The organism is Streptomyces sp. NBC_01707 (assembly GCF_041438805.1).
GTDB lineage: Bacteria > Actinomycetota > Actinomycetes > Streptomycetales > Streptomycetaceae > Streptomyces.
Map to the genome: position 1 here is coordinate 6,676,620 of NZ_CP109190.1, position 24,338 is coordinate 6,700,957.

A 24,338-nucleotide genomic window follows, 5' to 3' on the forward strand; every position below is an offset into this window, starting at 1 on the left:
GTCAGGCCCCATGGTGAATCTCCCCCGGGGGTACTGAAGATGCTCGGCCGTTGGCTGGGAAGCAAGAAGGCGACGCACGCGGCGGGCGGCAGCCCGCTCGCCGGACTCGCGGTGCCGCGCACCGCGGGAGTGCTGAGCTGCCGTGTGCTCGATCCGGTCAACGTGGCTGTGCAGCAGGCCGAGTTCGTGGTCACGGACAGTGCGGGCCGCAAGGTCGTCGGCGGTGAGACGGACCCTTACGGGAACGTCCTCGCCACCGTCCCGGCGGGTGAGTACCGGCTGGCCGTCACGGCGGAGGGCTTTACTCCGTTCCATGGTTCGGCCACCGTCGGCGAGAGCGGCCACGCGAGCCTCGGCGACGTGACGCTCCAGGTCTCCGCACCCCCGCAGCTGCCCGCCGCCGGTGACTGGGAGATCGAACCGAACCACACACAGATCGGGTTCACCGCCCGCCACATCGGGCTGGCCCGTATCCACGGCCGGTTCAACACGTTCGCCGGTGCGGTGCGGATCGCCGACCGCATGGAGGACTCCGCCATGCACGTCATCATCGATGCGGCGTCGATCGACACGAACGTGCAGATGCGCGACGACCATCTGCGCTCCAGCGACTTCCTCGACGTCGGGCGCTACCCGACGCTCGAGTTCTACAGCGACCGTTTCGTCCACCGGGGCGGCAGCCGCTGGGGCGTCAGCGGCGCGCTGACCCTGCACGGCGTCAGCCGAACGGTGACGCTGGACACCCAGTACCTCGGCCTGGGCAACGGCCTCGAGGGCGAGACCCGGGCGGCGTGCCGGGCCACCACCGAGCTGCACCGTGAGGACTTCACGCTGACCTGGCAGACCATGCTGGCCCGAGGTATCGCCGTCGTCGGACCCAGCATCGCCATCGACATGGACATCCAGATCGTCCCCAAGAGCTGAGCCCGGGGGAGGCCTGCGGGCGGGGCGCCGCCGCTAAGGCGCTTCCAGCCAACCCTCGTACTCCGCCGCGAACGCGTCGAGCGCTGCGGAGTCCAGCCGGCCGGCCGGGTCCTCGACGACCACCAGCCACTGGGCGTCCTCGGCGTCGTCCTCGCCGGCCAGTGCGTCGCGCACGAGCTGGGGCTCATCGGCGACACCGAAACGGTCGGCGAGCTCTCCGGCCACCTCCTCCGCCGTATCGCGGTCGGGCAGCACCAGTACATGTCTCACATCGCTCACCTGCCCATTCTCCGGTACGGCGGCGGGTGCGGGGACGGGCGGTCGAGCCGTGCTGTCAGTGGCGCGTGGGATGCTGGACGGCGATGGCCACCAGAAGGAATTCCACCGACGATCCGCTCGCCCCCCTCACGCTCGCCGTGGGCCAGGAGGACCTCCTCCTCGACCGTGCGGTGCAGCAGGTGGTGGCGGCGGCCCGGGCGTCCGACGCCGACACGGACGTCCGCGACCTCACCTCCGACCAGCTCCAGCCGGGCACTCTTGCCGAGCTGACGAGCCCTTCGCTCTTCGCCGAGCGCAAGGTGGTGATCGTGCGCAATGCGCAGGACCTCTCCGCCGACACGGTGAAGGACGTCAAGGCGTACCTCGGTGCGCCGGTCGAGGAGATCACGCTCGTGCTGCTCCATGCGGGCGGCGCCAAGGGCAAGGCGTTGCTGGACGCGGCGCGCAAGGCGGGTGCGCGGGAGGTCGCCTGCCCGAAGACGACCAAGCCCGCGGAGCGGCTGTCGTTCGTGCGGTCGGAGTTCCGGGCGCTGGGGCGTTCCGCGAGCCCCGAGGCGTGCCAGGCGCTCGTCGACTCCATCGGCAGCGATCTGCGGGAGCTGGCGAGCGCGGTGTCGCAGCTGGTCGCGGATGTCGAGGGCACGATCGACGAGGCGGTGGTCGGGCGCTACTACACCGGTCGTGCGGAGGCGTCCAGCTTCACCGTTGCCGACCGGGCGGTGGAGGGGCGGGCGGCGGAGGCGCTGGAGGCGTTGCGCTGGTCGCTGTCGACCGGGGTGGCGCCCGTGCTGATCACCAGCGCGCTCGCGCAGGGCGTCCGGGCGATCGGCAAGCTGTCCTCGGCACGCGGGGGGCGTCCTGCGGATCTTGCGCGCGAGCTGGGGATGCCGCCGTGGAAGATCGATCGGGTGCGGCAGCAGATGCGGGGGTGGACACCGGACGGGGTGGCGGTCGCGCTGCGGGCGGTCGCGGATGCGGACGCGGGGGTGAAGGGCGGCGGGGACGACCCCGAGTACGCCCTCGAGAAGGCCGTCGTTGCTGTTGCGCGGGCGGCGCGGAGCGGTCGGTGACCGTGGGACGGCCCGTTGACCGTGGGACGGCGAGGCAGGTGCCGGTCGTGACCGACTGAGCTAGAGCGGGTATGCCGAAGGCCCCGGTTCGTCGCCCTGGGGAGGGTGACGAACCGGGGCCTCGGTTCTCGCTTGGTGCGCCGCACCCGCGTGGCGAACGCAGGTTCGGTGTGCGGCGCGGGGGCCGGGCAGGGGCGGGAGAGAGGGCCCGCTGGTCCGTTCCGGCAGTTACATCAGAAAGCTCAGCCCTGGAGGGCGGCAACCTTGGAGGCCAGCGCCGACTTCTTGTTGGCGGCGGCGTTCTTGTGGATGACGCCCTTCGAGACAGCCTTGTCGAGTGCGCGCGAAGCGTCGCGAACGGCCGTGGTGGCCTTCTCGACGTCGCCCGCTGCGGCAGCCTCACGGGCCTTGCGGATCGCGGTCTTGAGCGAGGACTTGACGGCCTTGTTGCGCAGGCGCGCCTTCTCGTTCGTCTTGTTCCGCTTGATCTGGGACTTGATGTTCGCCACGAAAGAGCCTTTTCAGGTTCGTTGGATCTTCGATGTGCGCCCCGCCGCCCATAAGAGCCACGAGGCACAGCTGTCAACGGTACCAGCCGCGCTCCGACCGGCCCAAACCGGTCTCTGCCCCGCAGCCGTGGGACGATGGAAGCTACGTATCGATCCGACCGACCCGACATCGACCCGAGACACGGCGTTCGGCGTCTCAAGAATCAGGACCCTGCGTGCCCGCGACTCCTACCAACGTGCCCGAGCCGAGCCGTACCGACCCGGCGCTGATCCGCAACTTCTGCATCATCGCTCACATCGACCACGGCAAGTCGACGCTTGCCGACCGGATGCTCCAGCTGACGGGCGTGGTCGACCAGCGGCAGATGCGCGCTCAGTACCTCGACCGGATGGACATCGAGCGCGAGCGCGGCATCACCATCAAGTCCCAGGCGGTCCGTCTGCCGTGGGCGCCCACCACGGGCGAGGGCGAGGGCGCCACCCACGTCCTCAACATGATCGACACCCCGGGCCACGTGGACTTCACGTACGAGGTCTCCCGCTCGCTCGCCGCCTGCGAGGGCACGGTCCTGCTGGTCGACGCCGCGCAGGGCATCGAGGCCCAGACGCTGGCCAACCTCTACCTGGCGATGGAGAACGACCTCACCATCGTTCCGGTGCTCAACAAGATCGACCTGCCGGCCGCGCAGCCCGAGAAGTTCTCCGAGGAGCTGGCCAACCTCATCGGCTGCCAGCCCGAGGACGTCCTCAAGGTCTCCGCGAAGACCGGTGTCGGCGTGGACGCCCTGCTGAACCGGGTGGTCAGGGACGTCCCGGCACCGATCGGCAAGGCCGATGCCCCGGCCCGCGCGATGATCTTCGACTCGGTCTACGACTCGTACCGCGGCGTGGTCACCTATGTCCGTGTCGTCGACGGTCAGCTCAACAAGCGCGAGCGCATCAGGATGATGTCCACCGGCGCCACCCACGAGCTGCTGGAGATCGGTGTCTCCTCCCCGGAGATGACCCCGGCCGACGGCCTCGGGGTGGGCGAGGTGGGCTACATCATCACCGGTGTGAAGGACGTCCGGCAGTCCAAGGTCGGTGACACGATCACCTCCCTGAGCAAGGGCGCGACCGAGGCGCTCGGCGGTTACAAGGACCCCAAGCCGATGGTGTTCTCGGGTCTGTATCCGCTGGACGGGTCCGACTACCCGGACCTGCGCGAGGCCCTCGACAAGCTCCAGCTCAACGACGCCGCCCTGGTGTACGAGCCGGAGACCTCCGCGGCCCTCGGCTTCGGCTTCCGTGTCGGCTTCCTCGGGCTGCTGCACCTCGACGTGATCCGCGAGCGCCTGGAGCGCGAGTTCGGTCTGGAGCTCATCGCCACCGCCCCCAACGTGGTCTACCGCGTCGAGATGGAGGACGGCAGCGAACACACCGTCACCAACCCGAGCGAGTTCCCCGAGGGTAAGATCGACAAGGTGCACGAGCCGGTCGTACGTGCCACCGTCCTCGCCCCCAGCGAGTTCATCGGCGCGATCATGGAGCTCTGCCAGAACCGGCGCGGCACCCTGCTCGGCATGGACTACCTCTCCGAGGACCGGGTCGAGATCCGGTACACCCTGCCCCTCGCCGAGATCGTCTTCGACTTCTTCGACCAGCTGAAGTCCAAGACCCGCGGCTACGCCTCGCTCGACTACGAGCCCACCGGCGAGCAGTCCGCCCAGCTCGTCAAGGTCGACATCCTGCTGCACGGCGACAAGGTCGACGCGTTCTCCGCGGTCACGCACAAGGACAAGGCGTACGCGTACGGCGTGCGGCTCGTCGCCAAGCTGCGTGAGCTCATCCCGCGGCAGAACTTCGAGGTGCCGATCCAGGCGGCCATCGGCTCCCGGGTCATCGCCCGTGAGACGGTCCGCGCCATCCGCAAGGACGTTCTCGCCAAGTGCTACGGCGGTGACATCTCCCGTAAGCGGAAGCTGCTGGAGAAGCAGAAGGAGGGCAAGAAGCGGATGAAGATGGTCGGCAACGTGGAGGTGCCGCAGGAGGCCTTCATCGCCGTTCTGTCCACCGACGAGTCCGGCGGGGAGAGCAAGGGCAAGAAGTAGTCCCCGCGGGATTTCCGCTTCTGTCCCGGCTTGAACCACGCTGCCCCTACTCGGTGGTAGCCCCAACGGACCCCTGCGTCGCAGCACCCTGCGGCGTGGGGGTCCGTTTGTTATGAAGCGGCGTCCGATTGCCTCTTACGCGGCGGACGTGTGCGCTCTACCCTGATCACGACTCGTAGTTACTCGCGAGTTAAACAAGCGGAATCACGCACGCAGGATCAGCACGCAGTCGGACGCACGTAAGCAGGAACAAGCAGCAGCACGCAGCAACCAAACAACCGGTCGTGAAGCACTGCCGCAGGCCCGGAGGATGTCGTGAGCGACACACAGACCCTGATCGAGAACCGACCGCCCTCCGTGGCGACCCTCTTCATCGACCGCGTTGCGGCCACTCCGGACGGGGAGGCCTACCGCTATCCGGTCCCCTCGGCCACCGGACAGGGCGCCGACGAATGGAAGTCGCTGAGCTGGGCACAGGCTGCGGAGCGCGTGTACGCGATCGCCGCCGGGCTCATCGGTCTGGGGGTGGAGCCGGAGGAGCGGGTCGCGCTCTCCTCCGCCACCCGCGTCGAGTGGATCCTCGCCGACCTCGGCGTGATGTGCGCCGGCGCCGCGACCACCACGATCTACCCGTCGACCAACGCCGAGGAATCGTCGTTCATCCTCGCCGACTCCGAGAGCCGGGTGCTGATCGCCGAGGACGCCGGCCAGCTGGCCAAGGCCCGTGAGCGCCGCGCCGAACTCCCGAACCTCGCCCATGTCGTCGTCATCGACCCGGACGGCGTCGAGCCCGACGCGACCGACCCCGAGGGCTGGGTGCTCTCGCTGGCCGATCTGGAGGCCCGCGGCGCCGAGCTCCTGGCGAAGAACCCGGGCGCGGTCAAGGAGCGGGTCGACGCGATCACCGCCGAACAGCTGGCCACCCTGATCTACACATCGGGCACCACCGGCCGCCCCAAGGGCGTACGGCTGCCGCACGACAACTGGTCGTACATGGCCAAGGCCACCGTGGCGACCGGCCTGATCACCAAGGAAGACGTCCAGTACCTCTGGCTGCCGCTCGCGCACGTCTTCGGCAAGGTCCTCACCTCGGGCCAGATCGAGGTCGGTCACGTCACCGCCGTCGACGGCCGGATCGACAAGATCATCGAGAATCTGCCGGTGGTCCAGCCGACGTACATGGCCGCTGTGCCCCGCATTTTCGAGAAGGTCTACAACGGCGTCGCGTCCAAGGCGCGGGCCGGTGGCGGCGCCAAGTACAAGATCTTCCAGTGGGCGGCCGAGGTCGCCCGCGAGCACGCGAAGGTGTCCCAGGACAACTTCCGGCGCACCGGCAGGGCGTCCGTCCCGTTCGGCCTCGGCGCCAAGCACAAGGTCGCCGACGCCCTCGTCTTCGCCAAGATCCGTGAGGCCTTCGGTGGCCGGCTCCGCGCCTGTGTCTCCGGCTCCGCGGCGCTCGCCCCCGACATCGGCTACTTCTTCGCAGGTGCCGGCATCCACATCCTGGAGGGCTACGGACTCACCGAGTCCAGCGCCGCCTCCTTCGTCAACCCGGGCGAGGCCTACCGCACCGGCACGGTCGGCAAGCCGCTCCCCGGCACCGAGGTACGGATCGCCGACGACGGCGAGATCATGCTGCGCGGCCCCGGCATCATGCAGGGCTACCACCGGCAGCCGGAGAAGACCGCGGAGGTGCTGGAGGCCGACGGCTGGCTGCACAGCGGCGACATCGGCGAGCTGTCCGTGGACGGCTACCTGCGGATCACCGACCGCAAGAAGGACCTGATCAAGACGTCGGGCGGCAAGTACGTCGCTCCGGCGGAGGTCGAGGGGCAGTTCAAGGCGGTGTGCCCGTTCGTCTCCAACATCCTGGTGCACGGTGCGGACCGTAACTACTGCACCGCGCTGATCGCCCTCGACGAGCCGACCATCCTCGGCTGGGCCGCCGAGAACGGCCTGGAAGGCAGGTCGTACGCCGAGGTGGTGGCGTCCCCGAAGGCCGTGGAGCTCATCGACGGCTATGTGAAGCGGCTCAACGGGGGCCTGCAGCGCTGGCAGACCATCAAGCAGTTCCGGCTGCTGCCGCGCGACCTCGATGTCGAGCACGGCGAGCTGACGCCGAGCCTCAAGCTCAAGCGGCCGGTCGTCGAGCGCGAGTACAAGGGCCTCATCGACGAGATGTACGTGGGTGCCCGCGAGGCCTAGGCACGGCCCACGGTGCGGACGGGGCGGGACCGCCCCGTCCGCACCGCTGTTCCCGAAGCCCCGTTCCTGCTCGTCGTTCCTGTGTCTTCTCCTCCCACTTCGGTAACTCGGTGCTTCTGGGGAGGGTCGGTCTGTCACTCTGTCCGTGTCGTCAGCGGCACACGGCGCCAAACAGGCCGTGCGAGAACAGGTCAGGAGCGGCGCCATGGGGCCCATTCCCTTGCAGCGGGACACCGTTCAGCGTCCCGGAAACCACGTCGGGCGGGCGGACGCGCAGCCGGTCGCCCGGACGAGCCTGCCGGGGAATCTCCTCGCGCCGGCCGCCGCGCGCCGGTTCGTCCGGGCCGCCCTCGCCGAGTGGACCGGGCTCGGGCTGCCCGCGGCGGTGGGCTTCAGCGACCGGCTGGCCGACGACGCGGTGACCGTCGCCGATGAGCTGGTCACCAACGCCGTCGTGCACGCCGGCACCACCGTCGAGCTGCTCTTCCGGCTGGAGGAGGCGGCCGAGGACGAGGCCGCAGCCCTGGTGCTGGAGGTCGCCGACCACCACCCCGCCCGGTCCGTACGCAGCGAACGCCCTGACCCGGTGCCCGCGGCGGACCCGGACGACCCGGCCGAGGTCGGGCGCGGGCTGCAGGTCGTCGCCGCGCTCGCCGAGCGCTGGGGCATCACGTACCGCACCGGCCTCAAGACCGTCTGGGCCCGGCTGCCCGTCGACGACTGGACCGCGTTGCCCGAGGCGGCCGCGGAGCCGGAGCTCCGGAGCGGTCTGCGCACCGCCGAACTGCTCGCCCCCACCGCCCGGCGCGCTCTGCGCGACGACGCGGACTGGGCGGGCCGCGGTGCGCTCTCGTTCCTCGCCGAGGCGTCCGACCTGCTCGCCGGCCAGCTCGACGAGGACATCGTGGCGGCGCTCGCCGGGCAGTTACTCGTGCCCAGACTCGCCGACTGGTGCGCGATCTGGCTGGAGCCGGAGAACGGTGGGCCCGCGGCCGTCCCCCGGCTCGCGAGCGTCTGGCACCGTGACGAGGCGGAGACCGGGCAGCTGCGCACCGTGCTGGAGCGGGACCCGATCCGGCTGCCGGAGCGGGTGGGCACCGGGCCCGTCTCCATGCCGTGGCCCGGGGCCGACGAGGACGGGGCAGGACCGGGCGCCGACAGGCGCTCCAACGGCCGTGCGGGGGCCGCGCTCGCCTATCGGATAACCGCCGGCGGCCGCACGCTCGGAGCCGTACTCCTGGGACGGGAGGGCATCGCCCGCGTCCCCGACGGGGTGACCGCGCTGATCGAGGACTTCGTACGCCGTGTCGGCCTCGCCGTCGGCGCCGCCCGCGCCTACACCCGACAGGCCACCATCAGCCGCATCCTGCAGCGCGGACTGCTGCCCAGCAAGGTCGCCGACATCCCCGGAGTGACCAGCTCACTGGTGTACGAGCCCAGTGACGACGGCGTCGTCGGTGGTGACTTCTACGACATCTTCGCGTGTCCCGGCGATCGCTGGTGCTTCATCCTCGGCGATGTGCAGGGCAGCGGTCCCGAGGCCGCCGTCGTCACCGGCCTCGCCCGGCCCTGGCTGCGGTTGCTGGCCCGGGAGGGCTTCCGCGTCGGCGAGGTGCTGGACCGGCTCAACCGGCTGCTCCTCGACGACGCGATGGAGACCGCCGAGGCCGCCGCCCTCATGGTCGCCGCCGCAGGCGGGCAGCACCTGACGGAGGGCGGCCAGCATCTGCGGGAGGACGGCCAGCAGCTGCCGGACGGCGGGCAGCCCCGGTTCCTCTCGCTGCTGTACGGGGAGATGGTGCCCCTGCCCGGCGGCGGGGTGCGTTGCACGCTGGCCAGCGCAGGCCACCCGCTGCCGCTGCTGCTGCGCCCGGACGGCACCGTGCGGCCCGCCGCCGAGCCGCAGGTGCTGCTCGGGGTCATCGAGGACGTCGCGTACGAGAGCCAGAGCTTCGACCTGGCGCCGGGCGACAGCCTGCTGTGCGTCACGGACGGGGTGACGGAGCGGCGCTCCGGGCCGCTGATGTTCGACGACGGGGACGGTCTGGCCCAGGCGCTGGCCGGCTGCGCCGGGCTGACCGCGGAAGGGATCGCGGACCGCATCAAACGGGCCGTCCACGAGTTCGCCGAGCGGCCCCCGGACGACGATCTGGCGCTGGTCGTGCTGCAGGCCCAATGAGCGTGGGCCGGGAACGGCCGGCGGCGAGTGACAATGGACGGTATGCCTTCCGTACTGCCCGATGGTGAACCCGTGCCCGACGACGGGGCCCTGCCCCGCCATGCCCTGGAAGGCGCCGCCGACCGCCCGCTCGGCTTCTACCTGCATGTGCCGTACTGCGCGACCCGCTGCGGCTACTGCGACTTCAACACGTACACCGCGACCGAGCTGCGCGGCTCCGGCGGTGCATTGGCCTCCCGGGACAACTACGCCGCCCACCTGATCGGCGAGGTCCGGCAGGCCCGCAAGGTACTCGGCGACGACCCGCGGCCGGTCCGTACGGTGTTCGTCGGCGGCGGCACGCCCACGCTGCTGGCTGCCGGGGATCTCGTACGGATGCTGGCGGCGATCCGGGACGAGTTCGGGCTCGCCGACGACGCGGAGATCACGACCGAGGCCAATCCGGAGTCCGTCGATCCGGCCTATCTGTCGGAGCTGCGGGAAGGCGGCTTCAACCGGATCTCGTTCGGGATGCAGAGTGCGCGTCAGCACGTGCTGAAGATCCTCGACCGTACGCACACGCCGGGGCGACCCGAGGCATGCGTCGCCGAGGCGAGAGCCGCGGGCTTCGAGCACGTCAACCTCGACCTGATCTACGGCACCCCCGGCGAGTCCGACGACGACTGGCGGGCCTCGCTGGACGCGGCCATCGGGGCGGGGCCGGACCACGTGTCCGCCTACGCGCTGATCGTCGAGGAGGGGACGCAGCTGGCGCGCCGGATCCGGCGCGGCGAGGTTCCGATGACGGACGACGACGTCCACGCCGACCGCTATCTGATCGCCGACGAGGCGATGGCCGCGGCGGGCTTCTCCTGGTACGAGGTGTCGAACTGGGCCCGGACGCCGGAGGGGCGGTGCCTGCACAACGAGCTGTACTGGCGGGGCGCCGACTGGTGGGGGGCCGGGCCGGGCGCGCACAGCCATGTGGGCGGGGTGCGGTGGTGGAACGTCAAGCATCCCGGTGCGTACGCGCAGGCACTGGCGGAAGGGCGGTCGCCGGGAGCGGGACGCGAGGTGCTCTCCGAGGAGGACCGTCGCGTCGAACGGATCCTGCTGGAGCTGCGGCTGGTCGACGGCTGTCCGCTGTCGCTGCTGGCACCGGCCGGACTGGCCGCGGCGGGACGAGCGGTGGCGGACGGGTTGCTGGAGGAGGCGTCCTATGCGGAGGGTCGGGCCGTGCTGACCCTGCGGGGCCGGCTCCTTGCGGACGCGGTCGTCAGGGACCTGGTGGACTGATGGGGACCGGTGGGGGTGCGGGCGCGCCCGCACCCCCACCGGGTCGTGCCCGAAACCGGGGGCTCCGCCCTCGCATCCCGGCCCGCGCACCCCGGACGGACCGAAGGCGTCCGAGCCCGGTCACGGCGGGCGCGGCGGCCCTGCCTACCCCGTGGGCGCCGTGACGAAGTCGATCAGCTCCTCCACCCGGCCCAGCAGCGCCGGCTCCAGGTCGCGGTACGAGCGGACCGTGGACAGGATGTGCTGCCACGCCGCCCCTGTGTTCTCCGGCCAGCCCAGCGACCGGCACACGCCCGTCTTCCAGTCCTGGCCGCGCGGGACCACCGGCCAGCTCGCGATGCCGACCGACGACGGCTTCACCGCCTCCCAGACGTCGATGTAGGGGTGGCCCACCACCAGCACGTTCGCGTCCGTGACCTCGCCCGCGATCCTCGACTCCTTGGAACCGGGGACCAAGTGGTCGACCAGGACGCCCAGTCGCGCGTCCGGGCCGGGGGCGAAGTCGCGGACGACGGCCGGGAGGTCGTCGATGCCCTCCAGGTACTCGACGACCACGCCCTCGATGCGCAGGTCGTCGCCCCAGACCCGTTCGACCAGCTCCGCGTCGTGCCGGCCCTCGACATAGATCCGGCCGGCCCGTGCCACCCGCGCCCGCGCCCCGGGGACGGCGAGCGAGCCGGAGGCCGTGCGGGCGGGGCGTACGGGACCGGGCGCCGACGGGCGTACGAGGGTGACGACCCGGCCCTCCAGCAGGAAGCCGCGAGGTTCCATCGGGAACACCCGTTGCTTGCCGAAACGGTCCTCCAGGGTCACCGTCGGGCCCTGAGCCGTCCTCTCGCAGCGGATCACGGCACCGCAGAAGCCGCTGGAGACCTCCTCCACGACCAGATCGGGCTCGGCGGGGACCTCGGGAACGGGGGCGGACTTCTTCCACGGTGGGGTCAGATCCGGGTGGTAGCTGCGCATCGGACGACGATAGGACGGGAACGGCTCACGACACGCCGAACGCAGTGGACAGTTGGTCGCGTTGCGCGCGTACGAACGAGGCGTCCACGAGCGCACCGTGCCCCGGCACGTACACCGCGTCCTCGCCGCCCAGCGCCAGCAGCCGGTCCAGTGCGGCCGGCCAGCGCGACGGGATCGCGTCCGGGCCCGCCTGCGGTTCGCCGGACTCCTCGACCAGGTCGCCGCAGAGCACGACGGCGGGGGAACCGGGCACCAGGACCGCGAGATCGTGGCCGCTGTGGCCGGGGCCCACGTTCGCCAGCAGCACCTGGCGGCCGCCGCCCAGGTCGAGGGTCCACTCGTCGTGCACCTGGTGGTGCGGTGCCACCAGCACATCGGCCGCCTGCGCCGCGTCCGCCTCGGGCACCCCGTGGCGCACGGCGTCCGTGCGCAGCTCGTCCGCTCCGCGGGCCAGGAGATCCGTCACTCCGACCGCCCCGTACACCTCGGCCCCGGAGAAGGCCGCGGTACCGAGCACATGGTCGAAGTGGGGGTGGCTGAGTGCGATATGCGTCACCCTCCGGCCGATCAGCGCCTCCACCTGGGCCCGTACCTCCGCGCCCTCGCGCAGCGTCGATCCGGTGTCGAAGAGCAGCGCCCCGTCCGCTCCGACCACCAGTGCGACCGTCGCGTCCCACCCGGGAAGCCGCCGTCGGCCCACACCGTTGCCGAGTCGCTCCCAGCCGAACTCTTCCCAAGAGGCGTCCATGCGGCGACGCTATCGGCAACGACCTGCGCAGTCTCGGGGTAGCGTGGCCGGTCGCCCTTGCTAGGGCCCTACCCGGCCGCCGTACACTGGCGGGGGATTACTGGCACTCGTACGCATCGAGTGCCAGGGCTCTTCGAGGAACGACGGAAACGACCGGGATCCACCGAGTGACACAGCTGGAGGTGTGCGCCATGCTCAGCGAACGCAGACTCGAAGTGCTGCGCGCCATCGTCCAGGACTATGTCGGCACCGAGGAGCCCGTCGGTTCCAAGGCGCTCACCGAGCGGCACAAGCTGGGGGTCTCCCCGGCCACGGTCCGCAACGACATGGCAGTGCTGGAGGACGAGGGCTTCATCGCCCAGCCCCACACCAGCGCGGGGCGCATCCCGACGGACAAGGGCTACCGGCTCTTCGTCGACAAGCTCGCGGGGGTCAAGCCCCTGTCGTCGCCGGAGCGCAGGGCCATTCAGAACTTCCTCGACGGCGCGGTCGACCTCGACGACGTCGTGGGCCGCACCGTACGGCTGCTCGCGCAGCTGACCCGGCAGGTCGCCGTCGTGCAGTACCCCTCGCTGACCCGGTCGACGGTGCGGCATGTGGAGCTGCTGTCGCTGGCGCCCGCCCGGCTGATGCTCGTGCTGATCACGGACACCGGCCGGGTCGAGCAGCGCATGATCGACTGCCCCGCGCCGTTCGGTGAGACTTCTCTCGCCGATCTGCGGGCCCGGCTCAACAGCCGGGTCGTCGGACGCCGTTTCGCGGACGTCCCGCAGCTGGTGCAGGATCTGCCGGAATCCTTCGAGAGCGAGGACCGGGGAACCGTGTCCACCGTGCTCTCGATCCTGCTCGAAACCCTCGTCGAGGAGACGGAGGAGCGGCTGATGATCGGCGGCACCTCCAACCTCACCCGCTTCGGGCACGACTTCCCCCTGATGATCCGGCCCGTGCTGGAGGCGTTGGAGGAGCAGGTCGTGCTGCTGAAGCTGCTCGGCGAGGCCAAGGACTCGGGCATGACCGTACGTATCGGGCACGAGAACGCCCACGAGGGGCTCAACTCCACGTCCGTCGTCGCGGTCGGCTACGGTTCGGGCGACGAGGCAGTCGCCAAACTCGGCGTGGTCGGACCGACCCGCATGGACTACCCCGGAACGATGGGAGCGGTACGCGCAGTGGCACGTTACGTCGGACAGATCCTGGCGGAGTCGTAAGTGGCCACGGACTACTACGCCGTACTCGGCGTGCGCCGCGACGCATCTCAGGACGAGATCAAGAAGGCCTTCCGGCGGCTCGCACGCGAGCTGCATCCGGATGTCAACCCCGATCCGAAGACCCAGGAGCGGTTCAAGGAGATCAACGCCGCCTACGAGGTGTTGTCGGACCCGCAGAAGAAGCAGGTCTACGACCTCGGCGGCGACCCGCTGTCCGCTTCCGGCGGCGGTGGCGCGGGCGGATTCGGACAGGGTGGCTTCGGCAACTTCTCCGACATCATGGACGCGTTCTTCGGTACGGCGTCGCAGCGCGGACCCCGTTCGCGCACCCGGCGCGGCCAGGACGCGATGATCCGGCTGGAGATCGATCTCGGCGAGGCCGCGTTCGGCACCACCAAGGACATCCAGGTCGACACGGCCGTCGTCTGTACGACCTGCAGCGGCGAGGGCGCCGCACCCGGCACCTCCGCCCAGACCTGTGACATGTGCCGCGGTCGCGGTGAGGTCTCCCAGGTCACCCGGTCGTTCCTCGGCCAGGTCATGACCTCGCGGCCCTGCCCGCAGTGCCAGGGCTTCGGTACGGTCGTGCCGACCCCGTGCCCGGAGTGCGCCGGTGACGGCCGCATCCGTTCGCGGCGCACGCTCACCGTGAAGATCCCCGCCGGTGTCGACAACGGCACCCGCATCCAGCTCGCGGGCGAGGGCGAGGTCGGCCCCGGCGGCGGACCGGCCGGCGACCTGTACGTCGAGATCCACGAGCTGCCGCACGCGGTGTTCCAGCGCCGCGGCGACGATCTGCACTGCACCGTCACGATCCCCATGACGGCGGGCGCGCTCGGCACCAAGGTGCCGTTGGAGACGCTCGACGGACTGGAGGAGGTCGACATCCGGCCGGGCACCCAGTCCGGTCAGTCGGTCCCGCTGCACGGCCGTGGCATCACCCACCTGCGTGGTGGCGGGCGCGGCGATCTGATCGTGCACGTCGAGGTGATGACCCCGTCGAAGCTGGACCCGGAGCAGGAGCGACTGCTGCGCGAGCTCGCGAAGCTGCGCGGCGAGGAGCGGCCCACCGGTCAGTTCCAGCCGGGACAGCAGGGGTTGTTCTCCCGGCTCAAGGACGCGTTCAACGGCCGCTGAGTGCCGTCCGTCGCGTCACCGCCCACTGCGACGCACCGCCCGCCGGTCCTGGACCGGCGGGCGGTTCGCATCTGGCGGTACCCCGTCCGGTCATCGGATCCCCCTCGGGGCTCCCGCTCCGGATGTCTTTCCGGCCGCCTCATGGCTGATTCGGCAGGGTGCGGGCGACGTGGCACGATGCGGTCATGTCATCCGCGTTGACCGATCTCTGCCGGTATCCGATCGTGCAGGCCCCGATGGCGGGCGGTGTGTCCTGTCCACAGCTGGTCGCGGCCGTCGCGGAAGCGGGCGGGCTGGGTTTCCTCGCCGCCGGGTACAAGACGGCGGACGGCATGTACAACGAGATCAAACAGCTGCGCCGGCTGACCGGCCAGCCGTTCGGTGTCAACCTCTTCATGCCGCAGCCGAGCCTCGCGGACCCGAGCGCCGTCGAGGTGTACCGGCAGCAGCTGGTCGGTGAGGCCGCCTGGTACGAGACTCCGCTCGGTGACCCGGACCCGTGCGGCGACGACGGATACGAGGCCAAGCTCGCGATCTTTGTGGAGGACCCGGTTCCGGTGGTCTCCTTCACGTTCGGCTGCCCCACCCGCGACACCTTCGACGCGCTCGCCGGAGTCGGTACGTACACCGTCGTGACGGTCACCACGCCGGAGGAGGCGCAGGCCGCCCAGTGGGCGGGCGCCGACGCGGTCTGTGTCCAGGGCATCGAGGCGGGCGGCCATCAGTCCACCTACCGCGACGACCCGCAGAACGACGGCACCGGCATGGGACTGCTCTCCCTGGTGGCCGAGGTCCGCGAGACCGTCCAGGTGCCGGTCATCGCCGCGGGCGGCATCATGCGTGGCTCCCAGATCGCGGCGGTGATCGCGGCGGGCGCGGATGCGGCGCAGCTCGGAACGGCTTTCCTGGCCTGCCCCGAGTCCGGTGCCCATCTGCTGCACAAGCAGGCACTGACCAACCCGTTGTTCGCGCGGACGGCGCTGACCCGGGCGTTCTCCGGGCGCCCGGCCCGCGGCCTCGTCAACCGTTTCATGCGCGAGCACGGGCCGTACGCCCCCGCCGCCTACCCGCAGGTGCACCATGTCACCAGCGGGCTGCGCAAGGCCGCGGCCAAGGCCGGGGACGCCCAGGGCATGGCCCTGTGGGCGGGCCAGGGTCACCGGATGGCACGCGAGCTGCCGGCCGGCCGGCTGACCGAACTGCTCGCCGCAGAACTGGATGCCGCGCGAGCGGCAGTGAGCACAAGGAGCACGCAGTGACCGCACCGGTCTTCGTCGTCGAGCAGGTCCCCAGCGGCCCGCGGTTCGTCCTGGACGGGCCCGAGGGGCGGCACGCCGTATCGGTGAAACGGCTGCACGCCGGTGAGGACGTGGTCCTGACGGATGGGCACGGCCGGTGGGTGGAAGGCGTCGTGGAGGCCGCCGAGGGCAAGGACAGGCTCGTCCTGACGGACCTCGGCACGGTCCACGAGGAGCCCCGGCCCGCGCCCCGTATCACCGTGGTCCAGGCGCTCCCCAAGGGCGACCGCGGCGAGGTCGCCGTCGAGACCCTCACGGAGACCGGTGTCGACGCGATCGTGCCGTGGCAGGCTTCGCGCTGCATCACCCAATGGAAGGGTGATCGTGGCCTCAAGTCCCTGGCGAAATGGCGGAACACGGCCCGTGAGGCGGGCAAGCAGTCGCGCCGGGTGCTGTTCCCGGAGGTGACGGACGCCATGACGACCAAACAGGTTGCCGCACTCCTGGCCGCAGCGGACTTCGCGGCCGTCCTGCACGAGGAGCGGGACTACGACAGCGAGCCGCTGGCCACCGTCGGACTCCCGGTCGGGGGCGAGATCATGCTGGTCGTGGGGCCCGAGGGCGGTGTCTCGCCGGACGAGCTGGCAGCCTTCGCCGAGGCCGGCGCCCGGACCTGCCGGCTCGGCCGGAGCGTGCTGCGCACCTCCACGGCGGGCACCGCGGCGACGGCTCTGCTGCTCGGACGCACCGGCCGCTGGGCCTGACTGCCCCTTACCGTAAGTCAGGTGTGGCCGCAAGCGGTCTACCGCACGGCGGGGAAGTAGTGGGACGCTTCCACGTATGGGGACATTGAGGGCATCAAGTCCATGGGGGCGCGGCCGGACCCGCCGCATTCCGGCCGTACTGTGCCTTGTCGGTGCGGCGGTTGCGGGGGCCGTCGCCTGTGAGCCGATCGACGGAATGAACTCCGCGTCCGTCGCCCTGACCACGGACCGGGCCGGCACCGGGGCGCTGGAGGGCAAAGGGGTCGATGTGCGGTGGCTGAACTGCACGGCCGAGGTCGAGGGCGTCGGTGCGACGCCTTCCTCGGCCTCACCTTCCGCGTCGGTGCGGCAGGTGGCGCAGGTCGACTGCCGCGGCCGGACCGTGGGCGGCAAGGACATCACGCTCGCCGGCAAGATCACGAAGGAGGTCAACGGCCTGTGTGTGCGGGGGAACTTGACCGGGAGGGTCGGCGACAGGACCGTCCTGCAGGCCGATGGGCTCGGCGACTGCGACGCCGCCCCCTCGACCGGCGGTGTGACACCGCCGACGAAGGGTGGAGACGGCCGGAACGGCGGTGGTGGCGGTGCCCGGCCGACGGTCACCGTGACCGTCACGGTGATCGAATATCCCGGGGGCAAGTGAGTGTGCCCGACACGCAGGTGTGGGCGGACTCCGGCCAACCCCGTTCCCCGGAGCACGACCGCGGCCTAGGGTGATCCATGTGACACAGCCTGCCTATCTCCGGTACCCCCATGTCCAGGGCGAATTGATCGCCTTCACCGCTGAGGACGACGTCTGGTTGGCGCCGCTCGGCGGCGGTCGGGCCTGGCGGGTCAGCGCCGACAACCGGCCCGTCAGCCAGCCGCGCATATCGCCGGACGGCGCCCACGTCGCCTGGACTTCCACCCGGGACGGTGCCCCCGAGGTGCACCTCGCGCCCGTCGACGGCGGCCCCTCGAAGCGGCTGACCTACTGGGGCGACGCCAGGACGTCCGTACGCGGCTGGACCCCCGAAGGCGACGTCCTGGTCATCAGCACCCAGGGGCAGGTGTCGCTGCGCCGTAGCTGGGCCCGCGCCGTCCCGGTCGACGGCGGGCCCGCCCGGACCCTGCCGTACGGCCCGGTCGGCTCCCTCGCGTACGGACCCGGCGGACGGGTCCTGTTGCTCTCCGCCACCATGGGGCGCGAGGCCGCCACCTGGAAGCGCTACCGGGGCGGCACGGCGGGCAAGTTGTGGCTCGCGCAAGCACCCGGGGAAGGCCAGGGACCGGACGGCGTCGCGGAGTTCGTACGGATCCACGAGGGCCTCGACGGCAACATCGAATGCCCGATGTGGGTCGGTGAACGTCTCGCCTTCCTCTCCGACCACGAAGGCGTGGGCGCGCTCTACTCCTCGCTCCCCGACGGCTCCGACCTGCGTCGGCACACCGAGGCCGACGGCTTCTACGCCCGCCACGCGACGACCGACGGCACCCGCGTCAGCTACTCCTCGGCCGGCGAGCTGTGGCTGCTCGACGACCTCGACGGCGCCGGACCGCGCCGTCTCGACATCCGCCTCGGCGGCCAGCGCGCCGACCTCCAGCCGCACCCCGTGCACGCCGGTAGCCACCTCGACTCGGCGTCCCCGGACCGTACCGGCCGCGGCAGCGCCGTCGGGACGCGCGGCGCCGTCCACTGGGTCACCCACCGCGAGGGCCCGGCCCGCGCACTGGCCGTCGAACCCGGGGTGCGGGCCAGACTGCCCCGTACCTTCCAGGCCGACGGCGATCAGCACGTCGTCTGGGTCACCGACGCGGAGGGCGACGACGCCCTCGAGTGCGCACCCGCCACCGGGATCGCCCCCGGCACCGCTCCGCGCCGACTGGCCGCCGGCCGCCTCGGCAGGGTGCTCGACCTGGCGGCGGCCCCCGACGGCAGCCGGTTCGCCGTCGCCTCGCACGACGGCCGGATCCTGATCGTCGAACGGGAGAGGGGCGAGGTCCACGAGGTCGACCGCAGTGAACACGGCGACGCCTCCGGGCTCGTCTTCTCGCCCGACTCCGCATGGCTCGCCTGGTCCCACCCCGGGCCCGAGCCGCTGAGCCAGCTCAAGCTCGCGCACCTCGCCGATCTGTCGGTCGCCGAGGCCACGCCGCTCCGCTTCCGGGACTACGCCCCCGCGTTCACCGTCGACGGCAAGCACCTCGCCTTCCTCTCCGAGCGGGCCTTCGATCCGATCTACGACGCGCACGTCTTCGACCTGGCCTTCGTCGGCGCCTGCCGCCCGCACCTGCTGACGCTCGCCGCCACCACACCCTCCCCGTTCGGGCCGCAGCGCCACGGCCGCCCGACCGAGAAGGAGAAGAGCTCCGGCGACGGCGATCAGGACAACCCCACCGCGCTGCCCGTCACCCGGATCGACCTCGAGGGGCTCGCCGACCGGATCGTTCCGCTGCCCGTCGAGGCCGCCCGCTACTCCTCGCTGCGCGCGGCCAAGGACGGACTGCTGTGGCTGCGGCACCCGGTGACGGGCGTGCTCGGAACGGCAGGGGCGACGCCGGACTCCCGGGGGCCGGAGACCGTCCTGGAACGGTACGACCTGGAGAAGCTGCACAGCGACGAACTCGCCTCCGACGTCAGCCGGTTCGCGGTCAGCGGCGACGGCAGGCGGCTGGTTCTGCACACCCGGGGCAAGTTGCGCGTCGTGCCCGCCGACAGCCGTGTCCCGGCAGGCTCCGACGACGACCACGACGGTGGCGGCGACACCGTCGACCTCTCCCGGATCCGCCGTACCGTCGAACCGGCCGCCGAGTGGCGCCAGATGTACGACGAGGCCGGCCGCATCATGCGCGACAACTTCTGGCGGCCCGACATGGGCGGCGTCGACTGGGACGGGGTCCTCGACCGCTACCGGCCGGTGCTGGCGCGCATCGCCACCCATGACGACCTCGTCGACCTGCTCTGGGAGGTGCAGGGGGAGCTCGGCACCTCGCATGCGTATGTGACGCCGCAGGGCGGCCGGCACGACGACACGAGCCGGCAGGGGCTGCTCGGGGCCGACATCTCCCGTACCGACGACGGTGATTGGCGCATCGACCGGATCCTGCCGTCCGAGACGTCCGACCCGGCGGCCCGCTCGCCGCTGGCCGCGCCCGGCGTCGCGGTCCACGCCGGGGACGCGATCCTTGCCGTCGACGGGCAGGAGATCGACCCCCTGACCGGACCCGGTCCGCTGCTCACCGGCTCGGCGGGCAAGCCGGTCGAGCTGACCGTCGAGCCGGCGGACGGCGGCAATCTGCGTCATGTCGTCGTCGTGCCCACCGCGGACGAGGAGGCGTTGCGGTACCACGCGTGGGTCGCGGACCGCCGGGCGTACGTGCACGAGCAGTCTGGCGGTCGCCTCGGCTACCTCCATGTCCCCGACATGGTCGGCTCCGGCTGGGCCCAGCTGCACCGGGACCTGCGGGTCGAAGTGGCCCGTGAAGGGCTGGTGGTGGACGTACGCGAGAACCGGGGCGGCCACACGTCGCAGCTGGTCGTGGAGAAGCTGGCCCGCCGCATCGTCGGCTGGGACCTGCCGCGCGGTATGCAGCCGTACAGCTATCCCGGGGACGCGCCGCGCGGTCCGGTGGTGGCCGTGGCGAACGAGTTCTCCGGCTCGGACGGCGACATCGTGAACGCGGCGATCAAGGCGCTCGGGATCGGGCCGGTGGTCGGTACGCGGACGTGGGGCGGTGTGGTGGGCATCGACAGCCGGTACCGGCTCGTCGACGGCACGCTGGTGACACAGCCCAAGTACGCGTTCTGGCTTGAGGGATACGGCTGGGGCGTGGAGAACCACGGGGTGGATCCCGATGTGGAGGTCGTGATGACGCCGCAGGACCATGCGGCGGGGCGGGACCCGCAGCTGGACGCGGCGATCCGGATCGCGCTCGAGGGGCTCGCGGAGAGCCCGGCGAAGACGGCACCGGGTCTGCCGGGGTAGGTGGCGGGGCTCGCTCGCCTGCTCGCCAGTTCTCGATGCCGGGGCGCCGCCCCGGCATCGGGAACGGGGCAACCGCGCCCGATAGCATGCCGGTGTACGGATCAACCACGCGACCGAGGAGCCCGGCCATGGCGGGAGAACCGCAGCCCGACTGCCTGTTCTGCAAGATCGTCTCGGGAGACGTCCCGGCAACCATCGTCCGCGAGACCGAGACGACCGTAGCCTTCCGCGACATCAACCCCCAGGCCCCCACCCACATCCTCGTCATCCCGCGCGTCCACCACCGCGACGCCGCCACCCTCGCCGCCGCCGAACCGCAGATCGCCGCCGACATACTGCGCGAGGCCGGGCACATCGCCGCCGACGAGAAGATCACCGACACCGGTTACCGGGTGGTCTTCAACACCGGCGCCGGTGCCGGGCAGACCGTCTTCCACGCGCACGCCCACGTCCTGGGCGGCCGCGGGATGCAGTGGCCTCCCGGATAACAGGCCGACGCACCATGTCCGTACGAGAACTCGTCGTCCTCGGCACCGCCAGCCAGGTCCCGACCCGGCACCGCAACCACAACGGCTATCTGCTGCGCTGGGACGGCGAGGGCATCCTCTTCGACCCGGGCGAGGGCACCCAGCGTCAGATGCTGCGGGCCGGGGTCGCCGCGCACGACATCAACCGGATCTGCATCACGCACTTCCACGGCGACCACTCGCTCGGTCTGGCCGGGGTGATCCAGCGGATCAACCTCGACCAGGTACCGCACCCCGTCACCGCGCACTACCCGGCGAGCGGCCGGCACTTCTTCGAGCGGCTGCGGTACGCGACCGCCTACCGCGAGTCCGTCCAGCTGACCGAGGCCCCGGTCGCCGCCGACGGGATCCTCGCCGAGACGGACGCGTACACCCTGCACAGCCACAGGCTCTCGCACCCCGTCGAGTCGTACGGCTACCGGCTCGTCGAGCCCGACCGGCGGCGCATGCTCCCCGAGCGGCTCGCCGAGCACGGGATCAGCGGGCCGGACGTCGGACGGATCCAGCGTGAGGGCTCGCTGGGCGGCGTGGGCCTCGACGAGGTGTCCGAGAGCAGGCGGGGACAGCGCTTCGCGTTCATCATGGACACAAGGCTCTGCGACGGTGTGTACGCGCTCGCCGATGGGTGCGACATGCTGGTCATCGAGTCGACCTTCCTCGACGAGGACGAACGTCTCGCCACCGACCACGGTCATCTCACCGCCGGACAGGCCGCCGGGGTGGCCCGGGAGGCGGGCGTACGGCATCTCGTACTCACGCACTTCTCACAGCGGTACGCGGACCCGGACGTCTTCGCCACCCAGGCGCGCGCCGCCGGGTTCGAGGGCGAACTGACCATCGCCCAGGACCTGATAAGTGTTCCCGTCCCCACCCGCCACCAGCAGCAGTGACAGCAACAGCAACACCATTCGTTAGCGAGAAACCCGTGCAACTCCCCAAGGCCGAACTCCACCTCCACATCGAAGGAACCCTCGAACCCGAGCTGGCCTTCGTCCTCGCCGCGCGCAACGGGGTGGAGCTGCCGTACGCGAACACCGAAGAGCTGCGCACCGCCTACCTCTTCGACGATCTGCAGACCTTCCTCGACCTGTACTACGCGCTGATGGCCGTCCTGCGAACCGAGCAGGACTTCGAGGAACTCGCCGACGCCTATCTCACCCGCGCCGCCGCCCAGGGCGTCCGCCACGCGGAGATCTTCTTCGACCCGCAGGCGCACACCGCCCGTGGTGTCCCGATCGGCACCGTCGTCGAAGGACTCGGCCGGGCGCTGGACCGCAGCGAGGAGGAGCACGGCATCTCCACCCAGCTGATCATGTGCTTCCTGCGTGACGAGTCCGCTGCGTCGGCCCTGGAGACCCTCGACGCCGCGAAGCCCTATCTGCACCGGATCAGCGCCGTCGGCCTCGACTCGGCGGAGGTCGGGCATCCGCCCGCGAAGTTCCGTGAGGTGTACGAGGCGGCCGAGGCGCTCGGGCTGCGGAAGGTCGCACACGCCGGCGAGGAGGGCCCGCCCGAGTACATCCGGGAGGCGCTCGACATCCTCGGGGTCGAGCGCATCGATCACGGCCTGCGCTGCATGGAGGATCCGGAGCTGGTGAAGCGGCTCGTCGCCGAGCGGGTGCCGCTCACGCTCTGCCCGTTGTCCAACGTGCGGCTGCGCGCCGTCGACACCCTGGAGGACCACCCGCTGCGGGCGATGCTGGACGCCGGGCTGGTCTGCACGGTGAACTCCGACGACCCCGCCTACTTCGGCGGATACGTCGGAGACACCTTCCACGCGGTCCGTGAGGCGCTCGGCCTGGAGCGTGAGCAGCTGCGCACGCTGGCCCGCAACTCCTTCGAGGCGGCCTTCCTCGACCACGACGAGGAGCGCAGGTCGCGCTATCTGTCGGAGGTCGAGGCGTACGCGTTCGACTGACCGCCCGCACCCGGCGGACCGGCCGTCCGGAACGCGTTCCTGCCGAGGCGCCTGCGGCGCAGCGCGGGCACGCTGATCTCCGTGACGGCCTGTTCGGGTGAGCCCAGCTTCGGCACCGCACCGGACAGCGTGCCGGTGGTGGCGGCGAGCAGGGCCGCGGGAGCGCCGCCCCGGCGGCGGACCGAACCGGGCACCAGCGGACGGCCACCGGTGTGCAGCGCGACGGCCGTGACCGGGGCGGCTACCAGCAGCGTCACGGCGCCCAGGATCAGCCCCATCACCGGATAGCCGGCCACCTCGGACAGCACACTGCCGAGGACCGGGCCGCAGGCCACGCCGACGGACGACGCGGAGCCCGCGAGGACCGCCCAGCGTCCGCGTACGTCCAGGGCCGCGGCCAGACCGATGAGGTACGACAGGACCACCGGGTAGACGGTGTTCCACGTGATCTCGCCGCCGGCGAACGAACCGAGGCCACCCGCAGACGAGCTGAGCACGATGCTGGCCGCGATGATCATCGTCCCGAGGCCGATCGGTACGGCCCGGCCGAGCCGTGCGCCCAGCACCCCGGCGCCCATCACACCGAGCAGCCCGGCGCCGAGCGCTGCGGCGAACACCGCGCCGACGGTGACCTCGGAGAGCCCGGCCTGAACCACCCCGATCCGGCTGCTGACTCCCCACAGCGCGTTCTGTGCCATGGACCAGACGAGCATGCCGCCCGCCAGCACCAGACCGGAGCGGCGGTGCGGCAGCCGCCCGGAGGCGGGCGTGCCGGCACCGGTGGCCGCCGAGCCGCCGAGCCGTGCGGTGGCGGGCCAGACGAGCACGGCGACCAGCGCGATCGAGGCGAACGGCAGCCGGTGGCCGCCGCCCAGGTGCGGCATCGTCAGATAGAGCACGCCCGCCGTCGCGGAGACGCTGAGCAGTCCCAGGGACGAGGTGCGGTGCGGATCGCGCTGCGCGGCGATGCCGGCCGCGGCCACCGCCGTCGCCGTACCCGAGCCGAAGCCGCCGATCATCGCGCCCATGACCACCAGCGGTACGGAGGCCGTCAGCGCGGCGCAGCCGTACCCGGCCACGGCCAGGAGCAGCCCGATCCGCGCCGGTCTCTGCAGTCCGTACACCTCGACCCGGCCGGCCAGCGAGAAACCGGCGCAGGCCGAACTCAGCAGCAGGGCGCTGCCGACCAGACCGGCCTGGGCGGCACTGAGACCCAGATGGGTGGAGAGCCTGGCGACGAGGGTGGGGAGCAGATAGGCGGCGAGGTAACCGGCGGTGAACACGGCGACCAGGGGCCACGCGGCGCGGGGGCGCGAGGACATGGAAGTTCCTGAAG

The 24,338-nt window shown here is 71.3% G+C and carries 20 protein-coding genes; 15 read left to right on the forward strand and 5 right to left on the reverse strand.

Features of this window, described 5'->3' with window-relative positions:
* The first annotated feature begins 39 nt into the window (after positions 1-39).
* Positions 40-924: a YceI family protein gene (locus OG963_RS29895; protein WP_093774400.1), complete on the forward strand. Its 885-nt coding sequence runs from the start codon at positions 40-42 to the stop codon at positions 922-924.
* Between the two features lie 33 nt (positions 925-957).
* Here the strand turns inward: OG963_RS29895 and OG963_RS29900 are convergent, their stop codons facing one another.
* Positions 958-1,203 (reverse strand): hypothetical protein, encoded by a 246-nt coding sequence (locus tag OG963_RS29900; protein ID WP_093774402.1) that lies wholly within the window; start codon positions 1,201-1,203, stop codon positions 958-960.
* An 83-nt stretch (positions 1,204-1,286) separates the two neighbouring features.
* On the opposite strand from OG963_RS29900, the gene holA reads away from it, so the two are divergent.
* Positions 1,287-2,273 (forward strand): DNA polymerase III subunit delta, encoded by a 987-nt coding sequence (gene holA / locus OG963_RS29905; RefSeq protein WP_030921113.1) that lies wholly within the window; start codon positions 1,287-1,289, stop codon positions 2,271-2,273.
* A 242-nt stretch (positions 2,274-2,515) separates the two neighbouring features.
* Here holA and rpsT read toward each other — a convergent pair whose 3' ends face one another.
* Positions 2,516-2,782 (reverse strand): 30S ribosomal protein S20, encoded by a 267-nt coding sequence (gene rpsT / locus OG963_RS29910; protein ID WP_030921110.1) that lies wholly within the window; start codon positions 2,780-2,782, stop codon positions 2,516-2,518.
* 215 nt (positions 2,783-2,997) lie between these two features.
* On the opposite strand from rpsT, the gene lepA reads away from it, so the two are divergent.
* From lepA to hemW, 4 genes are all read left to right on the forward strand, one after another.
* Positions 2,998-4,872: a translation elongation factor 4 gene (gene lepA, locus OG963_RS29915; protein WP_078878834.1), complete on the forward strand. Its 1,875-nt coding sequence runs from the start codon at positions 2,998-3,000 to the stop codon at positions 4,870-4,872.
* Between the two features lie 315 nt (positions 4,873-5,187).
* The gene (locus OG963_RS29920; protein ID WP_093930268.1) at positions 5,188-7,077 is read left to right on the forward strand and encodes a long-chain fatty acid--CoA ligase; all 1,890 of its coding nucleotides are present in this window, start codon (positions 5,188-5,190) and stop codon (positions 7,075-7,077) included.
* A gap of 205 nt (positions 7,078-7,282) precedes the next feature.
* A complete protein-coding gene (locus OG963_RS29925) occupies positions 7,283-9,256 on the forward strand; it encodes an ATP-binding SpoIIE family protein phosphatase (RefSeq protein ID WP_176902212.1) in 1,974 nt (657 codons plus the stop codon).
* A 33-nt stretch (positions 9,257-9,289) separates the two neighbouring features.
* The gene (gene hemW / locus OG963_RS29930) at positions 9,290-10,531 is read left to right on the forward strand and encodes a radical SAM family heme chaperone HemW (RefSeq protein ID WP_371799661.1); all 1,242 of its coding nucleotides are present in this window, start codon (positions 9,290-9,292) and stop codon (positions 10,529-10,531) included.
* A gap of 144 nt (positions 10,532-10,675) precedes the next feature.
* On the opposite strand, the gene OG963_RS29935 is transcribed toward hemW, so the two are convergent.
* The gene (locus tag OG963_RS29935; protein WP_093774408.1) at positions 10,676-11,497 is read right to left on the reverse strand and encodes a DUF3097 domain-containing protein; all 822 of its coding nucleotides are present in this window, start codon (positions 11,495-11,497) and stop codon (positions 10,676-10,678) included.
* Between the two features lie 25 nt (positions 11,498-11,522).
* Positions 11,523-12,245, reverse strand: coding sequence for an MBL fold metallo-hydrolase (locus tag OG963_RS29940; RefSeq protein WP_093774410.1), 723 nt, complete (start codon positions 12,243-12,245; stop codon positions 11,523-11,525).
* A gap of 191 nt (positions 12,246-12,436) precedes the next feature.
* On the opposite strand from OG963_RS29940, the gene hrcA reads away from it, so the two are divergent.
* From hrcA to OG963_RS29985, 9 genes are all read left to right on the forward strand, one after another.
* Entirely contained in the window at positions 12,437-13,453 is a 1,017-nt protein-coding gene (gene hrcA, locus OG963_RS29945) for a heat-inducible transcriptional repressor HrcA (RefSeq protein ID WP_030921092.1), read from the forward strand.
* Complete coding sequence (gene dnaJ, locus OG963_RS29950; RefSeq protein WP_030921089.1) at positions 13,454-14,590, forward strand: molecular chaperone DnaJ; 1,137 nt, start codon at positions 13,454-13,456, stop codon at positions 14,588-14,590.
* 185 nt (positions 14,591-14,775) lie between these two features.
* Positions 14,776-15,849: a nitronate monooxygenase gene (locus tag OG963_RS29955; protein WP_371799662.1), complete on the forward strand. Its 1,074-nt coding sequence runs from the start codon at positions 14,776-14,778 to the stop codon at positions 15,847-15,849.
* Positions 15,846-16,592, forward strand: coding sequence for a 16S rRNA (uracil(1498)-N(3))-methyltransferase (locus OG963_RS29960; protein WP_030921084.1), 747 nt, complete (start codon positions 15,846-15,848; stop codon positions 16,590-16,592). Before OG963_RS29955 ends, OG963_RS29960 begins: the two co-directional genes overlap by 4 nt.
* Before the next feature lie 196 nt (positions 16,593-16,788).
* Positions 16,789-17,235 carry a hypothetical protein gene (locus OG963_RS29965; RefSeq protein WP_030921082.1) on the forward strand — a complete coding sequence of 149 codons (447 nt, stop codon included), beginning with the start codon at positions 16,789-16,791 and terminating at the stop codon, positions 17,233-17,235.
* A 79-nt stretch (positions 17,236-17,314) separates the two neighbouring features.
* Positions 17,315-20,557, forward strand: a complete 3,243-nt coding sequence (locus OG963_RS29970) for a S41 family peptidase (RefSeq protein ID WP_256328131.1) — start codon at positions 17,315-17,317, stop codon at positions 20,555-20,557.
* A gap of 128 nt (positions 20,558-20,685) precedes the next feature.
* Entirely contained in the window at positions 20,686-21,045 is a 360-nt protein-coding gene (locus OG963_RS29975) for a histidine triad nucleotide-binding protein (protein WP_093774412.1), read from the forward strand.
* Positions 21,046-21,059: 14 nt separating this feature from the next.
* Positions 21,060-21,974 carry a ribonuclease Z gene (locus OG963_RS29980; RefSeq protein WP_093930264.1) on the forward strand — a complete coding sequence of 305 codons (915 nt, stop codon included), beginning with the start codon at positions 21,060-21,062 and terminating at the stop codon, positions 21,972-21,974.
* A 35-nt stretch (positions 21,975-22,009) separates the two neighbouring features.
* A complete protein-coding gene (locus tag OG963_RS29985; protein WP_093774416.1) occupies positions 22,010-23,002 on the forward strand; it encodes an adenosine deaminase in 993 nt (330 codons plus the stop codon).
* Here OG963_RS29985 and OG963_RS29990 read toward each other — a convergent pair.
* Positions 22,966-24,324, reverse strand: a complete 1,359-nt coding sequence (locus OG963_RS29990) for an MFS transporter (RefSeq protein ID WP_371799663.1) — start codon at positions 24,322-24,324, stop codon at positions 22,966-22,968. The genes OG963_RS29985 and OG963_RS29990 overlap by 37 nt on opposite strands.
* Between the last annotated feature and the right edge of the window lie 14 nt (positions 24,325-24,338).